Annotated in this window: 18 protein-coding genes; 11 read left to right on the top strand and 7 right to left on the bottom strand. The window is 64.5% G+C overall.

The genetic code is table 11. From position 1 onward, the window contains the following. Positions 1-64: 64 nt before the first annotated feature. A complete protein-coding gene (locus RQX22_RS12375) occupies positions 65-1,429 on the bottom strand; it encodes a hemolysin family protein (RefSeq protein WP_410001636.1) in 1,365 nt (454 codons plus the stop codon). A 136-nt stretch (positions 1,430-1,565) separates the two neighbouring features. Between RQX22_RS12375 and RQX22_RS12370 the strand changes: the two genes are divergently transcribed. Continuing rightward, entirely contained in the window at positions 1,566-2,231 is a 666-nt protein-coding gene (locus RQX22_RS12370) for an OmpA family protein (protein ID WP_410001635.1), read from the top strand. 31 nt (positions 2,232-2,262) lie between these two features. Here the strand turns inward: RQX22_RS12370 and RQX22_RS12365 are convergent, their stop codons facing one another. Next, entirely contained in the window at positions 2,263-2,697 is a 435-nt protein-coding gene (locus RQX22_RS12365; RefSeq protein ID WP_410001634.1) for a nucleoside deaminase, read from the bottom strand. 115 nt (positions 2,698-2,812) lie between these two features. Beyond that, positions 2,813-3,085: a hypothetical protein gene (locus tag RQX22_RS12360; protein ID WP_315726830.1), complete on the bottom strand. Its 273-nt coding sequence runs from the start codon at positions 3,083-3,085 to the stop codon at positions 2,813-2,815. A 176-nt stretch (positions 3,086-3,261) separates the two neighbouring features. Between RQX22_RS12360 and rpmB the strand changes: the two genes are divergently transcribed. Then, a complete protein-coding gene (gene rpmB / locus RQX22_RS12355; RefSeq protein WP_315726829.1) occupies positions 3,262-3,555 on the top strand; it encodes a 50S ribosomal protein L28 in 294 nt (97 codons plus the stop codon). Between the two features lie 22 nt (positions 3,556-3,577). On the opposite strand, the gene RQX22_RS12350 is transcribed toward rpmB, so the two are convergent. Next, on the bottom strand, positions 3,578-4,558 hold the full coding sequence (locus tag RQX22_RS12350) for an esterase-like activity of phytase family protein (RefSeq protein WP_315726828.1): 981 nt from the start codon (positions 4,556-4,558) through the stop codon (positions 3,578-3,580). Positions 4,559-4,732: 174 nt separating this feature from the next. On the opposite strand from RQX22_RS12350, the gene RQX22_RS12345 reads away from it, so the two are divergent. Beyond that, on the top strand, positions 4,733-5,128 hold the full coding sequence (locus tag RQX22_RS12345; RefSeq protein WP_315726827.1) for a glycine zipper 2TM domain-containing protein: 396 nt from the start codon (positions 4,733-4,735) through the stop codon (positions 5,126-5,128). A gap of 96 nt (positions 5,129-5,224) precedes the next feature. Here RQX22_RS12345 and cobT read toward each other — a convergent pair whose 3' ends face one another. From cobT to RQX22_RS12330, 3 genes are read right to left on the bottom strand one after another with little or no spacing between them, the layout of a single operon-like run. Further along, positions 5,225-7,054 carry a cobaltochelatase subunit CobT gene (gene cobT / locus RQX22_RS12340; protein ID WP_315726826.1) on the bottom strand — a complete coding sequence of 610 codons (1,830 nt, stop codon included), beginning with the start codon at positions 7,052-7,054 and terminating at the stop codon, positions 5,225-5,227. 45 nt (positions 7,055-7,099) lie between these two features. After that, positions 7,100-8,107 carry a cobaltochelatase subunit CobS gene (gene cobS / locus RQX22_RS12335; RefSeq protein WP_315726848.1) on the bottom strand — a complete coding sequence of 336 codons (1,008 nt, stop codon included), beginning with the start codon at positions 8,105-8,107 and terminating at the stop codon, positions 7,100-7,102. Positions 8,108-8,136: 29 nt separating this feature from the next. Beyond that, the gene (locus RQX22_RS12330) at positions 8,137-8,727 is read right to left on the bottom strand and encodes a J domain-containing protein (RefSeq protein ID WP_315726825.1); all 591 of its coding nucleotides are present in this window, start codon (positions 8,725-8,727) and stop codon (positions 8,137-8,139) included. Between the two features lie 39 nt (positions 8,728-8,766). Between RQX22_RS12330 and RQX22_RS12325 the strand changes: the two genes are divergently transcribed. From RQX22_RS12325 to infA, 8 genes are all read left to right on the top strand, one after another. Beyond that, positions 8,767-9,051, top strand: coding sequence for a BolA family protein (locus tag RQX22_RS12325; RefSeq protein WP_315726823.1), 285 nt, complete (start codon positions 8,767-8,769; stop codon positions 9,049-9,051). Beyond that, entirely contained in the window at positions 9,048-9,950 is a 903-nt protein-coding gene (locus RQX22_RS12320; protein WP_315726822.1) for a pirin family protein, read from the top strand. The genes RQX22_RS12325 and RQX22_RS12320 overlap by 4 nt, the downstream gene beginning before the upstream one ends. Further along, positions 9,947-10,861, top strand: a complete 915-nt coding sequence (locus tag RQX22_RS12315; protein WP_315726821.1) for an alpha/beta fold hydrolase — start codon at positions 9,947-9,949, stop codon at positions 10,859-10,861. The genes RQX22_RS12320 and RQX22_RS12315 overlap by 4 nt, the downstream gene beginning before the upstream one ends. A gap of 32 nt (positions 10,862-10,893) precedes the next feature. After that, positions 10,894-12,126: an MFS transporter gene (locus RQX22_RS12310; RefSeq protein WP_315726847.1), complete on the top strand. Its 1,233-nt coding sequence runs from the start codon at positions 10,894-10,896 to the stop codon at positions 12,124-12,126. Positions 12,127-12,185: 59 nt separating this feature from the next. Further along, entirely contained in the window at positions 12,186-12,650 is a 465-nt protein-coding gene (gene nusB / locus RQX22_RS12305; protein ID WP_315726820.1) for a transcription antitermination factor NusB, read from the top strand. A gap of 11 nt (positions 12,651-12,661) precedes the next feature. Next, positions 12,662-13,636, top strand: a complete 975-nt coding sequence (thiL, locus tag RQX22_RS12300; RefSeq protein ID WP_315726819.1) for a thiamine-phosphate kinase — start codon at positions 12,662-12,664, stop codon at positions 13,634-13,636. 160 nt (positions 13,637-13,796) lie between these two features. Further along, on the top strand, positions 13,797-15,968 hold the full coding sequence (locus tag RQX22_RS12295; protein WP_315726818.1) for a sodium-translocating pyrophosphatase: 2,172 nt from the start codon (positions 13,797-13,799) through the stop codon (positions 15,966-15,968). 224 nt (positions 15,969-16,192) lie between these two features. Further along, positions 16,193-16,411, top strand: a complete 219-nt coding sequence (gene infA / locus RQX22_RS12290) for a translation initiation factor IF-1 (RefSeq protein WP_010162480.1) — start codon at positions 16,193-16,195, stop codon at positions 16,409-16,411. Positions 16,412-16,416 lie beyond the last annotated feature (5 nt).

Here is a 16,416-nt window from a genome sequence, read left to right as displayed (position 1 = left end):
TTATGGTTCAGTCTAAGATGATCATGCTCTAGGCGGAGATATCGGCTTCGCCTGCGGGCGTCGCTCAGCCCCCGCGCCTTTTCCGGACGATCTCCGAGGCGAGCAATTTATCGATCTTGCGGCCGTCCATGTCGCTGATCTCGAATTGCCAGCCACCATAGGAAAATCGCTCGCCGACCTCTGGCAGATGCCTCAGCACGGACAAAGCGAAGCCGGCCGCGGTGGCAAAGTCGCGATCTTCGGGAAGGGTGATGCCGAGCCGGTCCGACAGAGTGTCGGCGGAAAGGGAACCGGAAACCCACCAGCTGCCGTCATCGCGTTCCACCAATGGCGGATCTGTATCGCCGTCGAGATCCGATGCAAAGGCTCCGGCGAGGGCAGCGAGCAAATCGGACGGCGTCACGAGGCCTTCGAAATGGCCATATTCGTCATGCACGAAGGCGATAGGAACGTCGGCCCGGCGAAGAACCGCGAGCGTATCCATCGCATCCATCTGATCCGGCACCACCGGCGCCTCGCGCATCAGCGCACGCAGGTCGAGCGGACGGCCTTCGATGAAGGCGGTAACGATGTCGCGCGACTGGACCACGCCGACCAGCCTGTCCACCGAACCTTCAGCGACCGGCAGCCGGCTGTGGGGCGTATCGAGCAACGCCTGGCGTACCTCGGCCGGCTCCGCGTCGATGTCGATCCAGTCCACCTCGGTGCGCGGTGTCATGACCTCCCGCGTCGGCCGGTCCGCCAGGCGCACCACGCCGGAAATGATCGCCCGCTCATTCTCCTCGAGAACGCCGGCATGATGGGCTTCGGCGACGACCAGATGCAACTCTTCGGCCGTGACTTTGTTGCTCTTGTCCCGGCGCATGCGGAGCAGACGGAAAATGATCGCGCTCGTTCGGTCGAGCAGCCAGACCAGAGGCGCCGTCGCCCGTGCCAGCCACAGCATCGGCACCGCCATCACCGCGGCGATCGGCTCGGGCGAGCGTAGCGCAAATTGCTTTGGGACCAGCTCACCGATCACCAGGGAGCCGTAGGTAGTGAGAATGATCACGAGCGAGAAACCGAGCGTGTGAGCAAACTCCGCGTCGATGCCTAGCGCCTCCAGACGTTCCCCGGTCGGCCCGCCAAGGGTGGACCCCGAATAGGCGCCGGCAAGGATACTGATCAGCGAAATGCCGATCTGGACGGTGGACAGAAACCGGCCGGGATCCGCCCCGAGATCCAGCGCTGTCTGAGCGCCGCGTCTGCCGCTTTTCGCCATCACCTTCAGCCGCGGACGCCGGGCCGAGACGATGGCAAGCTCCGCCATCGCGAACACGCCGTTCAAAGCGATTAGGCACACGATGATGAACACATCGGACCAGGGATAAGGTGTCAGGAGGGGAGCTGGCGGCATGGGCTGCGACATTTTCTTTAGGGTCGAAACCATTCACCCGCAATGCCAGAAATCGAGAAGGAGGCGCAGCTTTCGAAAAGGCTGCGGAACAACCGCAGCGAAGCGACGGTTGTTACGGGATCCCACCATTCCGACCGGAGAAGAGATGCGTATGCTTATTGTAAATCGTATGGGTACCGCCCTCGGAGCGGCAGCCTTGCTCAGCATCACCGCGGCCTGCGTGACAGACCCTCAAACAGGGGAACGCAGGATCTCGAAAGCGGCCATTGGCGGTATTGGCGGCGCGGTCGTCGGCTATTTCGCGGGCGATCTGATCGGCGGCAGGCGGGACCGGACCGAAAGGATCGTCGGCACCGGCGTCGGCGCTCTCGCCGGTGCGGCGGTCGGCGCTTATATGGACAAGCAGGAACGCGAGCTTCGGGAAAGGACGGCCGGTACGGGCGTCGACATCGACCGCGAAGGCGACGAGCTTTTGCTCACCATGCCCGCGGGCATCACTTTCCCGATCAACAGCGCGGAGATCCAGCCGCAATTCCTGGGGACGCTGGACCAGGTCGCGCAAACCTTGTCGACCTATCCTTCGACCTTGATCGACATTTACGGCCATACCGATCCCTCGGGGGGAGATTCCATAAACCTGCCACTGTCCCGCGACCGGGCTCAATCCGTAGCTTCCTACCTTGTGCAGCGCGGTGTCGCCCCTGCAAGGATGGCGACCCAGGGTTTCGGCTCCAGCCAGCCCTTGCCCGGAAACACCAATTCCACCGAAGCGCAACGGGCGGCCAACCGCCGCGTCGAAATCCGGATCGTGCCCCTGGAGCAGGATGCAGGCTGAATGAGAAGCTCTGCGTCCGGCGGGATCGCCCCTATTCCCGCCGGTCGGTGAAGAATCTTCGCAGGAGGACTGCCGATTCACTCTCCCCCAGGCCTCCATAGATTTCGGGGCGATGATGGCATGTCGGCTGTGAAAACAGGCGCGGCCCATGAATTACGGCGCCCCCTTTTGGATCGGGGGCGCCGAAATAAAGGCGCCTGATACGGGCAAGGGCAATCGCGCCGGCGCACATCGCGCAAGGCTCCAGCGTTACCCAAAGATCGCAAGAGTCGAGACGCCCTCCAGCCCCCAGATGCTCGGCGGCCCGGCGAATCGCCAGCATTTCCGCGTGAGCGCTCGGATCGTTGCCTGACCGCATGTCGTTTCGCGCTTCGGCGACCACCTCCCCGTCGCGAACGATCACGGCACCCACCGGCACTTCGCCCGCGACGGCGGCTTCGCGAGCGAGCGCAAGGGCACGGCGCATGGGATCGGGAAGCGGAAAGGCCATCCTGGCCTGCTACCGCGCCGCCTATGGTTGCGGAACCCTGTTAAACGCGCGCTTCCGGTCCCCGGATGGTTTGCTCTGGCCGGTATTTACATCATTGCGCGTTGTCCGGGTCCTCACGGCCGGTGGTAATGGTCGGGACCTGGATCTGCTTGGTCTGCATCTCGACCACGGGAACCTGGACGTTCTTGGTGACCGTGTTGACCTCGATCGGCTGTACGTCGACATTGAAGGCTGGCGTCTGGCCCGCCTCGATCGCCGGCGCCCGCGCCTGCCGCGTCTGGCTGATATCGAGATAGCCGGTCGCGACGAGCCCGATTGCGGCCAGGATGATCAGAAGCAATAGGATCAATAGGGCACGCAACATGTTTTCGATCTCCGTCCAGCTGTTCAGCCGACAACGAAGCGGAACGCCATCGGTTGCAGAGCCGGAACGATCCTGCGCAGGGAATGACGTGCGGGGAGGTTGACGAAAGACCCGGCTACGGCTATCCGCGCCCCCTTTCCGGGGCTTGTTCCCCATATCATTCAGGACGAGACAAGATGTCGCGCATTTGCGAGCTGACCGGCAAGGGCCGGCAGGTGGGCCACAATGTTTCCCACGCCAACAACAAGACCAAGCGCACCTTTCTGCCCAATTTGCAGAATGTGACCTTGATGTCCGATGCCCTGCAGCGCGGGATCAAGCTGCGCGTATCGATGAACGGCCTGCGTTCCGTCGAGCATGTCGGCGGCCTGGACAATTGGCTCGCCAAGACTTCGGACGAGAAATTGAGCCTGACTGCGCGCCGCCTGAAGCGCGAGATCGCCAAGAAGAACGCAACGGTCGAAGCCTGACGGCGTTCTGCCGGCTGCCTGTTCAGCCGGCGAGCATGAATTTCAGCAGCAGGGTCCGCTGCAGCGGACTGAAATTGTCGTCCGAGGCGATCCAGACGATCGTCCGGCCATTTTCCCGCGCCACGCTCAAAGCCTCCATATTGTCGACCGCCATCGGCGGCCGAAGATCGGCCACTTCGTTGCCGCGCAGGATCGTTCCCGGCATCAGCTCGGCCGGCTTCATGATGCCGAGCTTGGCCGACATACCCTCGAACAGGGCGAAGCGCCGGTTGAGGAACAGGATGCGGCCGTCGGAGAGGATGGCGGCGTCGGTGATCCGATAGCCGTGAGGCGGACTGTAAAGCAGCTTCCGCACCGGCGTATCCGGATCGGACGGATCGCCATCGAACAGCAAGACGTCGCTGGTCTTCCTGTCGCTATTCGCCTCGTCGCCTGCGCCTTCCGAAAAGATCATGAAGCGGCCGTCGGGCAGGCGGAGCATCGCCTCGCTTCCGCTATTCGCCCGCCACTTGCGCATCGCCCTTGGTGCAGCCGCCGATTCCTTGCCCAGGGTATCGCGCGAATAGCGCCAGACCGCATTGGTACGCTCGAACGCAATCCAGATATGGCCATTCGCCGCCACCATGGCTTCCGAATCGCGGTCGCTCTTGCGCCGCGGCGACCCCGGACCATCGGACAAAGGGATGATCCGAATCGCCGGGCGGATGCCGATATCCGGCCGGGTGAAACGGAAGAGGATGCCGGCATCGCTGGCAGCCAGAATCTCGCTTTCGCCGACATGGAGGGCGGAAATGCCGCCGAACCGGTAATCGTTGCTCTCGATCGTCCACCCGCCAAGAAAGACGAGCCCCCCCGCCCTCTCGCCAATCCCGCGTTCCGGCCGGATCGAAACCGGCGTGAATGACACAATGGGCTGATCCGGCAGATCGGGAAGGCGATGCAGACGCGGCGGCGCGAACGTCGTCAGCAGAAGCAGGGAAAGGAGCAGGAAGCCGATACGCATCGCATCCCTCCTAACCTCCGCACCAAGTCGGCGGCACCCGGAATCGGATGAACCGCGGCTGACGGGAGCATTCAGGCCAAGCTCAAGCGAATCGGGGCAAAAGGGGTCCGACGAAAGGCCGGCCTGATCCATGCCTACGGGGCGCCGGCCGAAGTTGAGCAAAGGAGTTTCGCCATGTTGAAGACCACATTCGCCGCCGCTGTCGCGCTGTCGGCTTTCACCGCCCTGCCCACGGCCGCCCAGGCCCAGCACGGCTATTATGATTCTGGCCGTTACCAAAGCGCCTATCGGGGCGACCGCTATCATCGCGGCGATCGTTACTATGCCGATCGCGGTTATTATCGGGATTATCGCAGCCGGTACGGCAATCGCCGGGGTTATTATCGCGATCGCCGGTGCAGCGGCACGACCGGCACGATCGTCGGCGGCGTCGCCGGGGCCCTGCTGGGCCGCGAAGTGACCCGCGACAGTCGCGGATATCGCCGCAACAGCGGCACGACCGGCGCCATCCTCGGCGGCGCGCTGGGCGCCCTTGCCGGCCGGGCGATCGACAAGAGCGACTGCCGCTAGAGTCGGAAAAGCAATTTCTATCCCTCCAGTCGTGTAACGAGGGCGGGGCCGGCATTCCTACGGGAGTGCCGGCCCTAATTTTTTATCGCGGCGGTTTCAGTCGGCGTCGAACAGGCTGGCGAGCTGCTCCACCATGGCGCCGCCCAATTGCTCGGCATCCATGATGGTGACAGCGCGGTCATAATAACGGGTCACGTCATGGCCGATGCCGATGGCGATCAGTTCGACGGGCGAGCGCGCTTCGATCCATGCGATCACCTGCCGCAAATGCCGTTCGAGATAAGTGCCCGAATTGACCGAAAGCGTGGAATCGTCGACGGGAGCGCCATCCGATATCACCATCAGGATCCGCCGCTCCTCGGCGCGCGCGATCAGCCGGTTGTGGGCCCAAAGCAGGGCCTCGCCGTCGATATTTTCCTTGAGCAGGCCCTCGCGCATCATCAGTCCGAGATTCTTGCGCGCGCGCCGCCACGGCTCGTCCGCTTTCTTGTAGATGATGTGCCTGAGGTCGTTCAGCCGTCCGGGATGGGCGGGTCGCCCTTCCCCCAGCCATTTCTCGCGCGCCTGGCCGCCCTTCCATGCCCGCGTCGTGAAGCCCAATATCTCGACCTTGACGCCGCATCGCTCGAGCGTCCGCGCCATGATGTCCGCCGAAATGGCGGCGATCGAGATGGGCCGGCCACGCATCGATCCGGAATTGTCGATCAGCAAGGTTACCACCGTATCACGAAAATCGGTGTCGCGTTCGATCTTGTAGCTCAGCGAATGGGCCGGATTGACGATCACGCGGGCAAGGCGCGCCGCGTCAAGCAGCCCCTCCTCCTGGTCGAAATCCCAGCTTCGATTCTGCTGGGCCATCAAGCGGCGCTGGAGGCGGTTGGCCAGTTTGGTGACCGCGCCCTGGAGGTGCACGAGCTGCTGGTCGAGATAGGAGCGCAGCCGCCCCAATTCCTCGTCGTCGCATAGCTCGCCTGCCTCCACGATCTCGTCGAAGCGGGTGGTGAAGACCCTGTAGTCGAAACTCGGCGGCAGATCCGACAAAGGCCGATTCGGCCGGACCGGCAGCATGCCGTCCTCGCCTTCCTCGCCAAGCCCTTCCTCGCCGTCCGACATCTCGTCAGGATCGATCTCGCCTTCTTCCTCCCGGTCGCTGGCATCGCCCTGTTCGACCCTTATGTCGGCATCACCCTCGCCGCCGCCGGCCTCATCATCATCCTCGCCGCCCTCGTCGCCTTCGTCCTTGTCCTCGCCATCCCCTTCATCGCCCGCGTCTGGATCACTTTCGGCATCGAGATCGCCTTCCACCAGTTCGAGGTCCCGCAACACCTTGGTCGCCAGCGCGGCGAAGGCGGCCTGATCGTCCAGAGCCAGGCCCAGTGCGTCCAGATCGGCGCCGGCCTTGTCCTCGATCCAATCGGAGACGAGCTTCAGCCCTTCGCGGGCCGCTTCGGGCGGAGCCTCGCCCGTCAGCCGTTCCCGCACGATCAGGCCGAGCGCGGTGTCGAGCGGAACCTCCTCACGGCTGCGGGCGCGGGTGATCGGGTCCGTCCGCATCCGCATCTCGATCGCGCGGGCGAGATTCGAACGGATTCCGGCCATGCCGCGCGCGCCCAGCGCCTCGACCCGCGCCTGCTCGGCCGCGTTAAAGACCGACCGGGCGACATCGTCGGCGGGTGCGCCCCGGCCATGAAGCGCCGCGTCGTGATGACGCAGCTTCAAGGCGGCCGCATCGGCAAAACCCCGCGCCTCGGCGACTTCCCGTTCGCCCAGCGCGCGGCCCGGCATCGGCACCTTGACGTTCTTGCCGGCGGCAGAGGGCAGCTCTGCGGTGAAACCGAGTTCGAGCTCCGGCTCGCGGGCGAGCGCGCGGGACGCGCCTGTCAGGACCTGGCGAAAACTTTCGAGGGGATTGTCGTTCTGAGGCATGGGCCTCCAGCCGCCTTCAATATAATCGCATCGCCAGCGCCGCGCTCAGCCCGCCTTCGCCACCACGCTTTCGGGCAGATCCTTGCCGAACACGCGCTGATAATATTCCGCGACGAGCGGCCGCTCGGCTTCGTCGCATTTGTTCAGGAAGCTCAGGCGGAAAGCGAAGCCGACATCGTCGAAGATGAGCGCATTCTGAGCCCAGCTGATCACCGTGCGCGGACTCATGACGGTCGAGATATCGCCATTGACGAAGCCCTGCCGCGTCAGATCGGCGACCTTGATCATCTGGTCGACGACCAGCTTGCCGCCTTCATGGTCATATTCGCCGGATTTGGCGAGGACGATCCGCGCCTCGGTTTCGGCCGGCAGATAGTTCAGGGTGACGACGATGTTCCATCGGTCCATCTGGCCCTGATTGATCTGCTGGGTGCCGTGATAGAGGCCGGTCGTATCGCCGAGACCGACCGTGTTGGTGGTGGCGAAGAGCCTGAAGTAGGGATGCGGGCGGATCACGCGATTCTGATCCAGCAGGGTGAGCTTGCCCTCGGTTTCGAGGACGCGCTGGATCACGAACATCACGTCCGGGCGGCCCGCATCATATTCGTCGAAGACGAGCGCCGTGGGTGTCTGCAGCGCCCAAGGCAGCAGCCCCTCCCGGAATTCCGTGACCTGATGGCCGTCGCGAAGCACGATGGCGTCGCGCCCGATAAGATCGATGCGGCTGATATGGGCATCCAGGTTGATCCGGATCGCCGGCCAGTTGAGGCGCGCCGCGACCTGCTCGATATGGGTCGACTTGCCGGTGCCGTGATAACCCTGAACCATCACCCTACGATTCTTGGCGAAGCCGGCGCAGATGGCGAGCGTCGTGTCCGGGTCGAATACATAAGCGGGATCGAGATCGGGCACCCGCTCGTCGGCCTCGCTGAAGGCGGGAACTTCCATATCGCTGTCGATGCCGAACAGCTCACGCACCTTCGCCATCTTGTCGGGCGCGTCCATCAGCGGCGTATTGCGGCTGGCGGGATTGGCATTGGCAAGATCGGCCATGGTCATTCTCTTCAGTGATATTCTCGGGATCAGGCGAAAGCGGGTCGGGACTTGAGCTGCGTATAGGCCTCGATCACCGCCTGCAACGCTTTCTCATGACCCCGGTCACCGCCATTATGATCGGGATGGTAGCGGCGCAACAGTGCGGCATAACGCTGCCTCAGCGCGCGCCGGTCGGCATCGGTTCCAAGGCCGAGGGCGTGGAGCGACTTGCGGTCCTGCTCGCTCAGCTCACGTCCGTCGCTGCGCGCGCGGGGCGCCTTGCGAAAGCGGGCGCCTATCGCGTCCAGCGGATCCGTAAAATCCGACCATTTGGGCGGCGGCGCGCCGTTCATGGAGAAAGCGCGGGTCTGCCTTTCCCAGCCACCATAAGGTGCCTGGGCAGATTCGATCTCGTCCGGGCTCATCCCCTGGAAATAATTGTAGCTGTCGTTGAAGGCGCGGACATGATCGAGGCAGAACCAGCGCCAGTCGCCCGGACCGTCGGATCCCGGCCGGCGGCCACCCGCTGCCGGCGCCCGGAATTCCCCCGCCTGGTCGCAGCCGGGATGCGCGCAATCCTTCTGCCGCCCCTCAACCCGCCCGTGAAAGCGGGTCTGCCTCTTCCCGTCGCTCGCCAACCAACTCCCTTTCCGCGTCAAACCCGCTATATAGTTCGCATGCCCCACCCTTCCACCGGCCCCGTCGCGACCGAAATCACCGAACGTCTCATCGAGGCGCTCGCTCCGACGCATCTCCAAGTCATCGACGACAGCGAGAAGCATCGCGGCCATGCCGGCCACGACCCGCGCGGCGAAAGCCATTTCACCGTCGAGATCGTCGCGCCCGTCTTCGCGGGCATGAACAGAGTGGCACGGCAGCGGGCGGTCAATGCGGCACTGGCCGACCTTTTGAAGGCGCGTGTCCACGCCCTGGCGATCAGGGCCCGCGCACCGGGAGAATGACTATGGACGATCTTTTCCTTCAGCAGCTCCAGCCGACCACCCACGATCTGGGCGGCTTCAAGGTTCATCGCACCTTGCCGCACAAGGAACGGACCATGATCGGCCCGTTCATCTTCTTCGACCAGATGGGGCCGGCAACCTTGCCGCCGGGCGAGGGTATCGACGTCCGGCCGCACCCGCACATCAACCTGGCCACCGTCACCTATCTGTTCGCCGGCGCCGTCGATCATCGCGATTCGCTGGGCACTTTCCGCACCATCGAGCCGGGCGCCGTCAATCTGATGACGGCGGGCAGCGGCATCAGCCATTCGGAACGCTCGCCGGCCTCGGCGCGACCTTCGGGGCCGGACCTGTCCGGGATCCAGACCTGGCTGGCTTTACCGCAGGCCAAGGAGGAAATGGATCCGGCCTTCGAACATGTGCCGAAAGCGGATCTTCCGGTGATCGAGGCAGGCGGCGCCCATGCGCGTATCGTGATGGGGACGCTCTGGGACGCCGCCTCGCCGGTCACCTGTCACAGCCCGACCATCTATGCCGACATCGCTTTGACGCCGGGCGGGGCGATGCCGATCGACGACGATGCCGACGAACGCGCACTCTACGTCGCCGAAGGCGAAGCGAGCCTCGACGGCCAGCGCTTGCTGCCGCAGACCCTGTATGTGTTGCGGCCGGGCCTGTCGTTCACGCTTCGGTCGGAGCGGGGCGCCCATGTCATGTTGTGCGGCGGCGCGCCGCTCGACGGCCCGCGCCATGTCTGGTGGAACTTCGTCTCTTCCAGCCGCGACCGCATCCGCCAGGCGCGCGAGGATTGGACGGCGATGCGTTTCCCGCTTCCGCCCGACGACGATCAGGAATTCATCCCCATCCCGGACGTGCCGAAGACGGTCAGCTATCCGTGACGGCGCTCGCCACGGTCCGAATTCCGCTTTCCACAGGCATCACCATCAATGCTTGCCAGGGCGGCCCCCGCACTGGCCGACGCGATCCGATCATCTTCCTGCACGGCTTCCCCGAATCGCACCGCACCTGGCGTTACCAGCTGGCGGATCTTTCGCAGGATCATTTCGTCGTCGCACCCGACCAGCGCGGCTTCGGGCGATCGGACAAGCCGCAGGACGCGGCCGATTACGAGGCGCACGAGATCGTCGCAGATCTCATTGCGCTGGCCGATGCGCTGGACATAAGGCACTTCAGCCTGGTCGGCCATGATTGGGGCGGGGCGGCGGCGTGGCTCGCCGCGCTGACCCATCCGGGTCGGATCCGGCGGCTCGTGATCGTCAACGCGCCGCATCCGCTGATCTTCGCAAAAAGTCTGATCGAGGACGAGCAGCAGCGCGCCGCTTCCCAATATATGCGCGCCTTCCGCAGCCCGCTGATCGAGCAGGGGATAAAGGCGATGGGCCTCGAAGCCTTTTTCGAGAAGAGTTTCGGACCCCATGTGGACCTCGCCAAGATTCCCGAACGGGAGCGTCGCCGATACCTTGAGGACTGGTCGCAACCGGGTGCCCTGACCGCTATGTTCAACTGGTACCGAGCCTCGAAGATGGAGGTTCCCGCGCCGGGCGAGCAAGCCTCGCTTCCGGCTTGGACGCAGACGCCTTTCCCGCGCCTCGCCATGCCGACGCTCGTCATCTGGGGCCTCAAGGACAAGGCGCTGCTGCCGATCCAGCTGGAAGGCCTCGGAGGCCTGGTCGACGATTTGCAAATCGTCACCTCTGCCACGGCCGGCCATTTCATCCCGTGGGAGGAGCCGGCAACGGTCACGTGCGCGATACGCGATTTCCTGGACCTGGACCTGCGCCATCCGTGACCCTGCCGCGCACTGAAATCTCGCGCGGATCGATGGGCGTGGCGGCCTTTTCGACGATCGTCGAATGGTATGACTTCACCCTCTATCTCTACATGGCGACGATTCTGTCGCGCGTTTTCTTCGGCGGCGGCGCAACGTCGCTCGTCACGACCCTGGCCGGCTTCGCCGTCGCCTATCTGATGCGTCCCTTGGGCGCGGTGGTGTTCGGGCATATCGGCGATCGCTGGGGGCGCCGGCCGATGATGCTGGGAAGCATGGCGGTCATGAGTTTCGCCATGCTCGCCACGGCGCTCCTGCCCACTTATGACCAGATCGGCCCGGTGGCGGGCCTGCTTCTCCTCCTGCTCCGCTGCGTGATGGGGTTTTCGGTGGGTGGCGAATATACGGGCGTCGTCGCCTATCTGATGGAGGGATCGAGACCGGGCCGCCGCGGACTGATCACCTCGCTCGCCTCGGCGGCCAGCGAAGTGGGGGCGCTGATCGCGGTCGGCACCTCCGCCCTTACCGTCGCCATGCTGAGTTCGATCCAGCTGGATTCCTGGGGCTGGCGCATCCCCTTCCTGGTCGGCGCCGTCCTCGCGGCCAGCATATTCCTGGCCCGCGCGACTATGCAGGAATCCCCCGACTTCGAACGCCAGCGCGCGGCCGGGACTGTGCCCAGACAACCTTTGCGCCACAGCCTTGCCCATCATCGTACCGGTATCGGACGGTCCTTCGCCATATCGGCGCTGGGATCGATCACTTATTATGTCGGCATCACCTATGTTCCCGTCTTTCTCACCTCCGCCGGCGCCATGACGGAAGGGGATTCGCTATGGCTGTCGACGATCGCCGCCTTGGTGGTCCTCCTGGTGACCCCTCTGATCGGCGCATTGTCCGATCGGGTCGGCCGCAAACCCGTGCTGATCGGCGTAGCGCTTTGCGGCGCGCTGCTTCCCATTACCATGTTCTCCGTGATGGCGGGCGGGTCCCACGGCCAGGCCCTGTTCGGTGCCATCGTCCTGGCCGGCGTCGGCGGAGCGGTGAGCGCGGTCGGCGCCGTCGCGACTGCCGAGCAGTTTCCGGGCGAGGGTCGGCTTACCGGACTGGCCTTGGGCGCGACCGTGGCCACGGCGATATTCGGGGGCCTGACGCCCTATCTCGCCCAGCTGATGATGGCGCGGACCGGCTGGACGAGCGTACCAGGCATCATGATCGCCCTGGTCGCGCTGGCTGTGCTCCCGGTGCTGATCAGGATGCCCGAGACGAACCCTCGCAAGGCGTGACCCTGGCGGGACGTGCAAAGCGCTTCCTCCCCGGACGATGACGCTTTATGCCCCCGCCCATGACGCAGACTCCGGCCCGCTCCCGATCCCGTTCCGCAGCGCGCCTCGCCGCGGTCCAGGCTCTCTATCAACAGGAAATGGAAAAGACGCCGCTGCCGACCCTCCTCCATGAATTCCATCATCACCGGCTGGGTGCGACGATCGAGGATGTGGAATATGCCGACGCGGAGGTCGATTTTTTCGACGATGTGGTGAGCGGCGTCCATGCGCGGTCGGCGGAGCTGGACGGCCTGATCGAGGCGAAGCTGGCGGCCGACTGGTCGCTTCACCGGCTGGATAAACCGATGCGCCAGATCCTGCGCGCGGGCGCCTATGAACTGGTGGCGCGGATCGACGTGCCCACCGCAAGCGTTATCTCGGAATATGTCGACGTGGCCCACGCCTTTTACGACAAGCGCGAGGCGGCCTTCGTGAACGGCCTGCTCGATGCCGTCGCGAAGGAGGTTCGCCGCATACCCAGCTGAAAGGTCCGCGGGTGACCGAATTCGATTTCATCGCCACGCTCAGAGGTTTCGCCACCGATCCTGCCGCACGCGGGCTCGCCGACGATGCGGCCGTGCTGAATATCGGCGGGACGAACATCGTCCTGACGCACGACATGATCGTCGAGAATGTCCATTTCCTTCCCGCGGATCCGCCGGGCGACATTGCCTGGAAGCTGCTGGCGGTGAACCTTTCGGACCTCGCAGCGAAGGGTGCCCGCCCGATCGGCGCGTTGCTGGGCTATAGCCTCGGCGACGATCAATGGGACCGCGCCTTTGCCGAAGGCATGGGCGAAGCGCTGGCCGCTTTCGCCATTCCCTTGCTGGGCGGGGACACGGTTGCGACGGCGGCCGACAGTCCCCGCACGCTCGGCCTGACCGCCATCGGACAGGCTTTGGATGGGGCGCCGTCCCGGGCGGACGCACGCGATGGCGATCATCTGTGGGTGACCGGGTCGATCGGGGATGCCGGCGCCGGCCTCAAGATATTGCGGGGCGAACTCGCCTTTTCGCAGGCTTTGGTCGACCGCTACCGCAATCCGAGGCCCCGGCTCGAAGCCGGACAGGCGCTGGCGCCGCTCGTCAGCGCGATGATGGACGTCTCCGACGGACTGCTGATCGATGCGCAAAGAATGGCCGCGGCGAGCCGGGTCGCGGCGCGGATCGACCTCAGCGCCATACCGCGCTCGGATGACCTCCTCCAGGCGTGCGGCGACAGTCGCGACGATCGCATCGCCGCCGCCTGCGCCGGCGACGATTACGAATTGCTGTTCGCGGCCGATCCCGGCCGTGCGACGGCCTTGCTCGATCTTTCGGACCGGCTGTGCCTCGCCATCAGCAGGATCGGCGAAATGACGGCGGGATCGGGGCTGATCCTGACCGACGGCGCGGAGGAGGTTCCGCTCCCCGATCGTCTTGGCTGGGAGCATGTCCGGCCACGGCACGGGGACCTGCGAACAGCGTCTTGACCGCACCCCCTGTGGACAGTTGAATCGCGGGTGAAGGCCCCGTAAGAACCAGGGCCACCGGGCGCGTCCGTCGGGGGCCGCTCAGCCCTGCCCGGGTTCAAGAGGGCCGGGGAAGCCAGTTGCTTCTCGGGCAAACTCAAATTCAGGGGAAGGAAATTTCATGACCGTTGTGCTTATTGCCATAGCCTGCGGATTGGCCGCGGTGCTTTACGGCATCATCACCAGTCGCCAGGTGCTCGCCGCTCCGGCGGGCAACGAGCGGATGATTGCCGTGGCCGCCGCCATTCAGGAAGGCGCCAAAGCCTATCTCGGCCGCCAATATACCACCATCGCCATCGTCGGCGTCGTGGTCGCGGCCATCGTCGCTTATTTCCTCGGCCTGACCGAGGCTTTGGGCTTCGTGATCGGCGCTTTGCTGTCGGGTGCCGCCGGCTATATCGGCATGAACATTTCGGTCCGCGCCAATGTCCGCACCGCCGAGGCGGCGCGCACGTCCCTCCAGGGGGGCCTCACCGTGGCATTCCGCTCCGGCGCCATCACCGGCATGCTGGTCGCGGGCCTGGCCCTGCTTGCCATTTCCCTCTTCTTCTACGTTCTCGTCGGAATCCAGGGCCATGCGCCCAATGACCGCGAAGTGATCGATGCGCTCGTGGCGCTCGCCTTCGGCGCTTCATTGATTTCGATCTTCGCTCGGCTCGGCGGCGGCATCTTCACCAAGGCCGCGGACGTCGGCGCCGATCTGGTCGGCAAGGTCGAGGCCGGTATCCCGGAGGACGATCCCCGCAATCCGGCCGTGATCGCGGACAATGTCGGCGACAATGTCGGCGACTGCGCCGGCATGGCCGCCGATCTGTTCGAGACCTATGTCGTCACCGTCGGCGCGACGATGGTCCTCATCGCCTTGCTGATCACGGCCGCTCCCGAACAGATGCTCGCGCTCATGAGCCTTCCGCTCATCATCGGCGGCGTCTGCATCCTCACCTCGATCATCGGCACCTATTTCGTTCGCCTGGGCGCCAAGCAATCGATCATGGGTGCCCTCTACAAGGGCTTCTGGACGACGGCGGTGCTGTCGATCCCGGCCATCTATTACGTGATGGCACAGACTCTGGGCGACATGAACGCCGTCATCGGCGGCGCCCAGGAAGCGGCCGGCTTCGAGGTCGAAGCGCAGGTCGCCGCGACCGCAGTCACCGACGGCTTCACCGGCATGGACCTGTTCTGGTGCGCCCTGGTCGGCCTGGCCGTCACGGCGCTCATCGTCTGGATCACCGAATATTATACCGGCACCAATTATCGGCCGGTCCGGTCGATCGCCAAGGCTTCGGAGACGGGCCATGGCACCAACGTCATCCAGGGCCTCGCCATCAGCCTGGAATCGACGGCGCTTCCGACCATCGTCATCTGCGTCGGCATCGTCGTCGCCTATCAGCTTGCCGGGCTGATCGGCATCGCCTTCGCCGCAACCGCGATGCTGGCGGTAGCCGGGATGGTCGTCGCGCTCGACGCTTACGGCCCTGTCACCGACAATGCCGGCGGCATCGCCGAAATGTCGGGCATGGACGATGACGTCCGCGTCCGCACCGATGCACTCGACGCGGTCGGCAACACCACGAAGGCGGTCACCAAGGGCTACGCGATCGGTTCGGCAGGCCTTGCCGCCTTGGTCCTGTTCGGCGCCTATACGACCGATCTCGAACGCTTCGCGGGCGAGCTCGGCATCGGGCCTGACGGCGTCGATTTCAGCCTCTCCAACCCCTATGTGGTGGTCGGCCTGCTGCTCGGCGCATTGCTCCCTTATTTGTTCAGCGCGATGGGCATGACGGCGGTCGGCCGCGCCGGCGGCGCCGTCGTCGAGGAGGTGCGCGAACAGTTCCGTAACAATCCAGGCATCATGGACGGCACCAGCCGGCCCGATTATGCCCGGACCGTCGACCTCGTCACCCGTGCCGCGATCAAGGAGATGATCGTCCCGTCGCTGCTGCCGGTGCTGGCGCCGATCGTCGTCTTCTTCGTCATCTATGCCGTGGCGGGACGCGAAAGCGGCTTCGCTGCCCTCGGCGCCCTGCTCCTCGGTGTGATCGTTTCCGGCCTGTTCGTCGCCATTTCGATGACGTCGGGCGGCGGCGCCTGGGACAATGCGAAGAAGTATATCGAGGACGGCAATCATGGCGGCAAGGGCTCGGAAGCCCATAAGGCCGCCGTCACCGGCGACACGGTCGGCGATCCCTACAAGGATACGGCCGGCCCGGCGGTGAACCCGATGATCAAGATCACGAATATCGTGGCCTTGCTCCTGCTTGCCGCCCTGGCGGCCGGCGGCGCGGGCTGACAAGCGGAGACCATGATTGCTTCAGATTGAATCAATCTGAAGCGTGAATCACGGTCGCAACATTTGAATAGCGGGAACCCCGGAGGCGCACCGCCTCCGGGGTTTCATTTTGCCCTCCGAACCGCTAAGGGCGGCACGCTCTTTTTCGACGAGAGCACCTGTTTTCCGCGCTTCCCGATCGGAAAACCGGTTTCCACATTTCCGGGAAGCACTTTAGGATCTAGATGGCCAAGGAAGAACTTCTCGAGATGCGCGGGCAGGTGGTGGAGCTGCTGCCCAATGCGATGTTCCGCGTGAAGCTCGAGAATGATCATGAGATACTCGGTCACACCGCCGGCAAGATGCGCAAGAACCGCATCCGCGTGTTGGTCGGCGATGAGGTGCTGGTCGAGCTGACGCCCTATGATCTGACCAAGGGTCGGATTACTTACCGTTTCAAATAGAGCGT

This window comes from Sphingosinicella rhizophila (assembly GCF_032378825.1).
Classification (GTDB): Bacteria; Pseudomonadota; Alphaproteobacteria; order Sphingomonadales; family Sphingomonadaceae; genus Allosphingosinicella; species Allosphingosinicella rhizophila.
This window is presented reverse-complemented; position numbering and strand designations above follow the sequence as displayed.

Bases quoted from the DNA above. Each gene is read 5' to 3' on its own strand.
- cobS (WP_315726848.1), bottom strand. From the start codon at position 8,107: ATGGCCGATCTTGCCAATGCCAATCCCGCCAGCCGCAATACGCCGCTG.
- RQX22_RS12295 (WP_315726818.1), top strand. From the start codon at position 13,797: ATGACCGTTGTGCTTATTGCCATAGCCTGCGGATTGGCCGCGGTGCTT.
- RQX22_RS12375 (WP_410001636.1), bottom strand. From the start codon at position 1,429: ATGGTTTCGACCCTAAAGAAAATGTCGCAGCCCATGCCGCCAGCTCCC.
- RQX22_RS12345 (WP_315726827.1), top strand. From the start codon at position 4,733: ATGTTGAAGACCACATTCGCCGCCGCTGTCGCGCTGTCGGCTTTCACC.
- rpmB (WP_315726829.1), top strand. From the start codon at position 3,262: ATGTCGCGCATTTGCGAGCTGACCGGCAAGGGCCGGCAGGTGGGCCAC.
- RQX22_RS12360 (WP_315726830.1), bottom strand. From the start codon at position 3,085: ATGTTGCGTGCCCTATTGATCCTATTGCTTCTGATCATCCTGGCCGCA.
- RQX22_RS12370 (WP_410001635.1), top strand. From the start codon at position 1,566: ATGGGTACCGCCCTCGGAGCGGCAGCCTTGCTCAGCATCACCGCGGCC.
- cobT (WP_315726826.1), bottom strand. From the start codon at position 7,054: ATGCCTCAGAACGACAATCCCCTCGAAAGTTTTCGCCAGGTCCTGACA.
- RQX22_RS12325 (WP_315726823.1), top strand. From the start codon at position 8,767: ATGCCCCACCCTTCCACCGGCCCCGTCGCGACCGAAATCACCGAACGT.
- infA (WP_010162480.1), top strand. From the start codon at position 16,193: ATGGCCAAGGAAGAACTTCTCGAGATGCGCGGGCAGGTGGTGGAGCTG.
- RQX22_RS12320 (WP_315726822.1), top strand. From the start codon at position 9,048: ATGACTATGGACGATCTTTTCCTTCAGCAGCTCCAGCCGACCACCCAC.
- RQX22_RS12350 (WP_315726828.1), bottom strand. From the start codon at position 4,558: ATGCGTATCGGCTTCCTGCTCCTTTCCCTGCTTCTGCTGACGACGTTC.
- RQX22_RS12365 (WP_410001634.1), bottom strand. From the start codon at position 2,697: ATGCGCCGTGCCCTTGCGCTCGCTCGCGAAGCCGCCGTCGCGGGCGAA.
- RQX22_RS12310 (WP_315726847.1), top strand. From the start codon at position 10,894: ATGGGCGTGGCGGCCTTTTCGACGATCGTCGAATGGTATGACTTCACC.
- nusB (WP_315726820.1), top strand. From the start codon at position 12,186: ATGACGCAGACTCCGGCCCGCTCCCGATCCCGTTCCGCAGCGCGCCTC.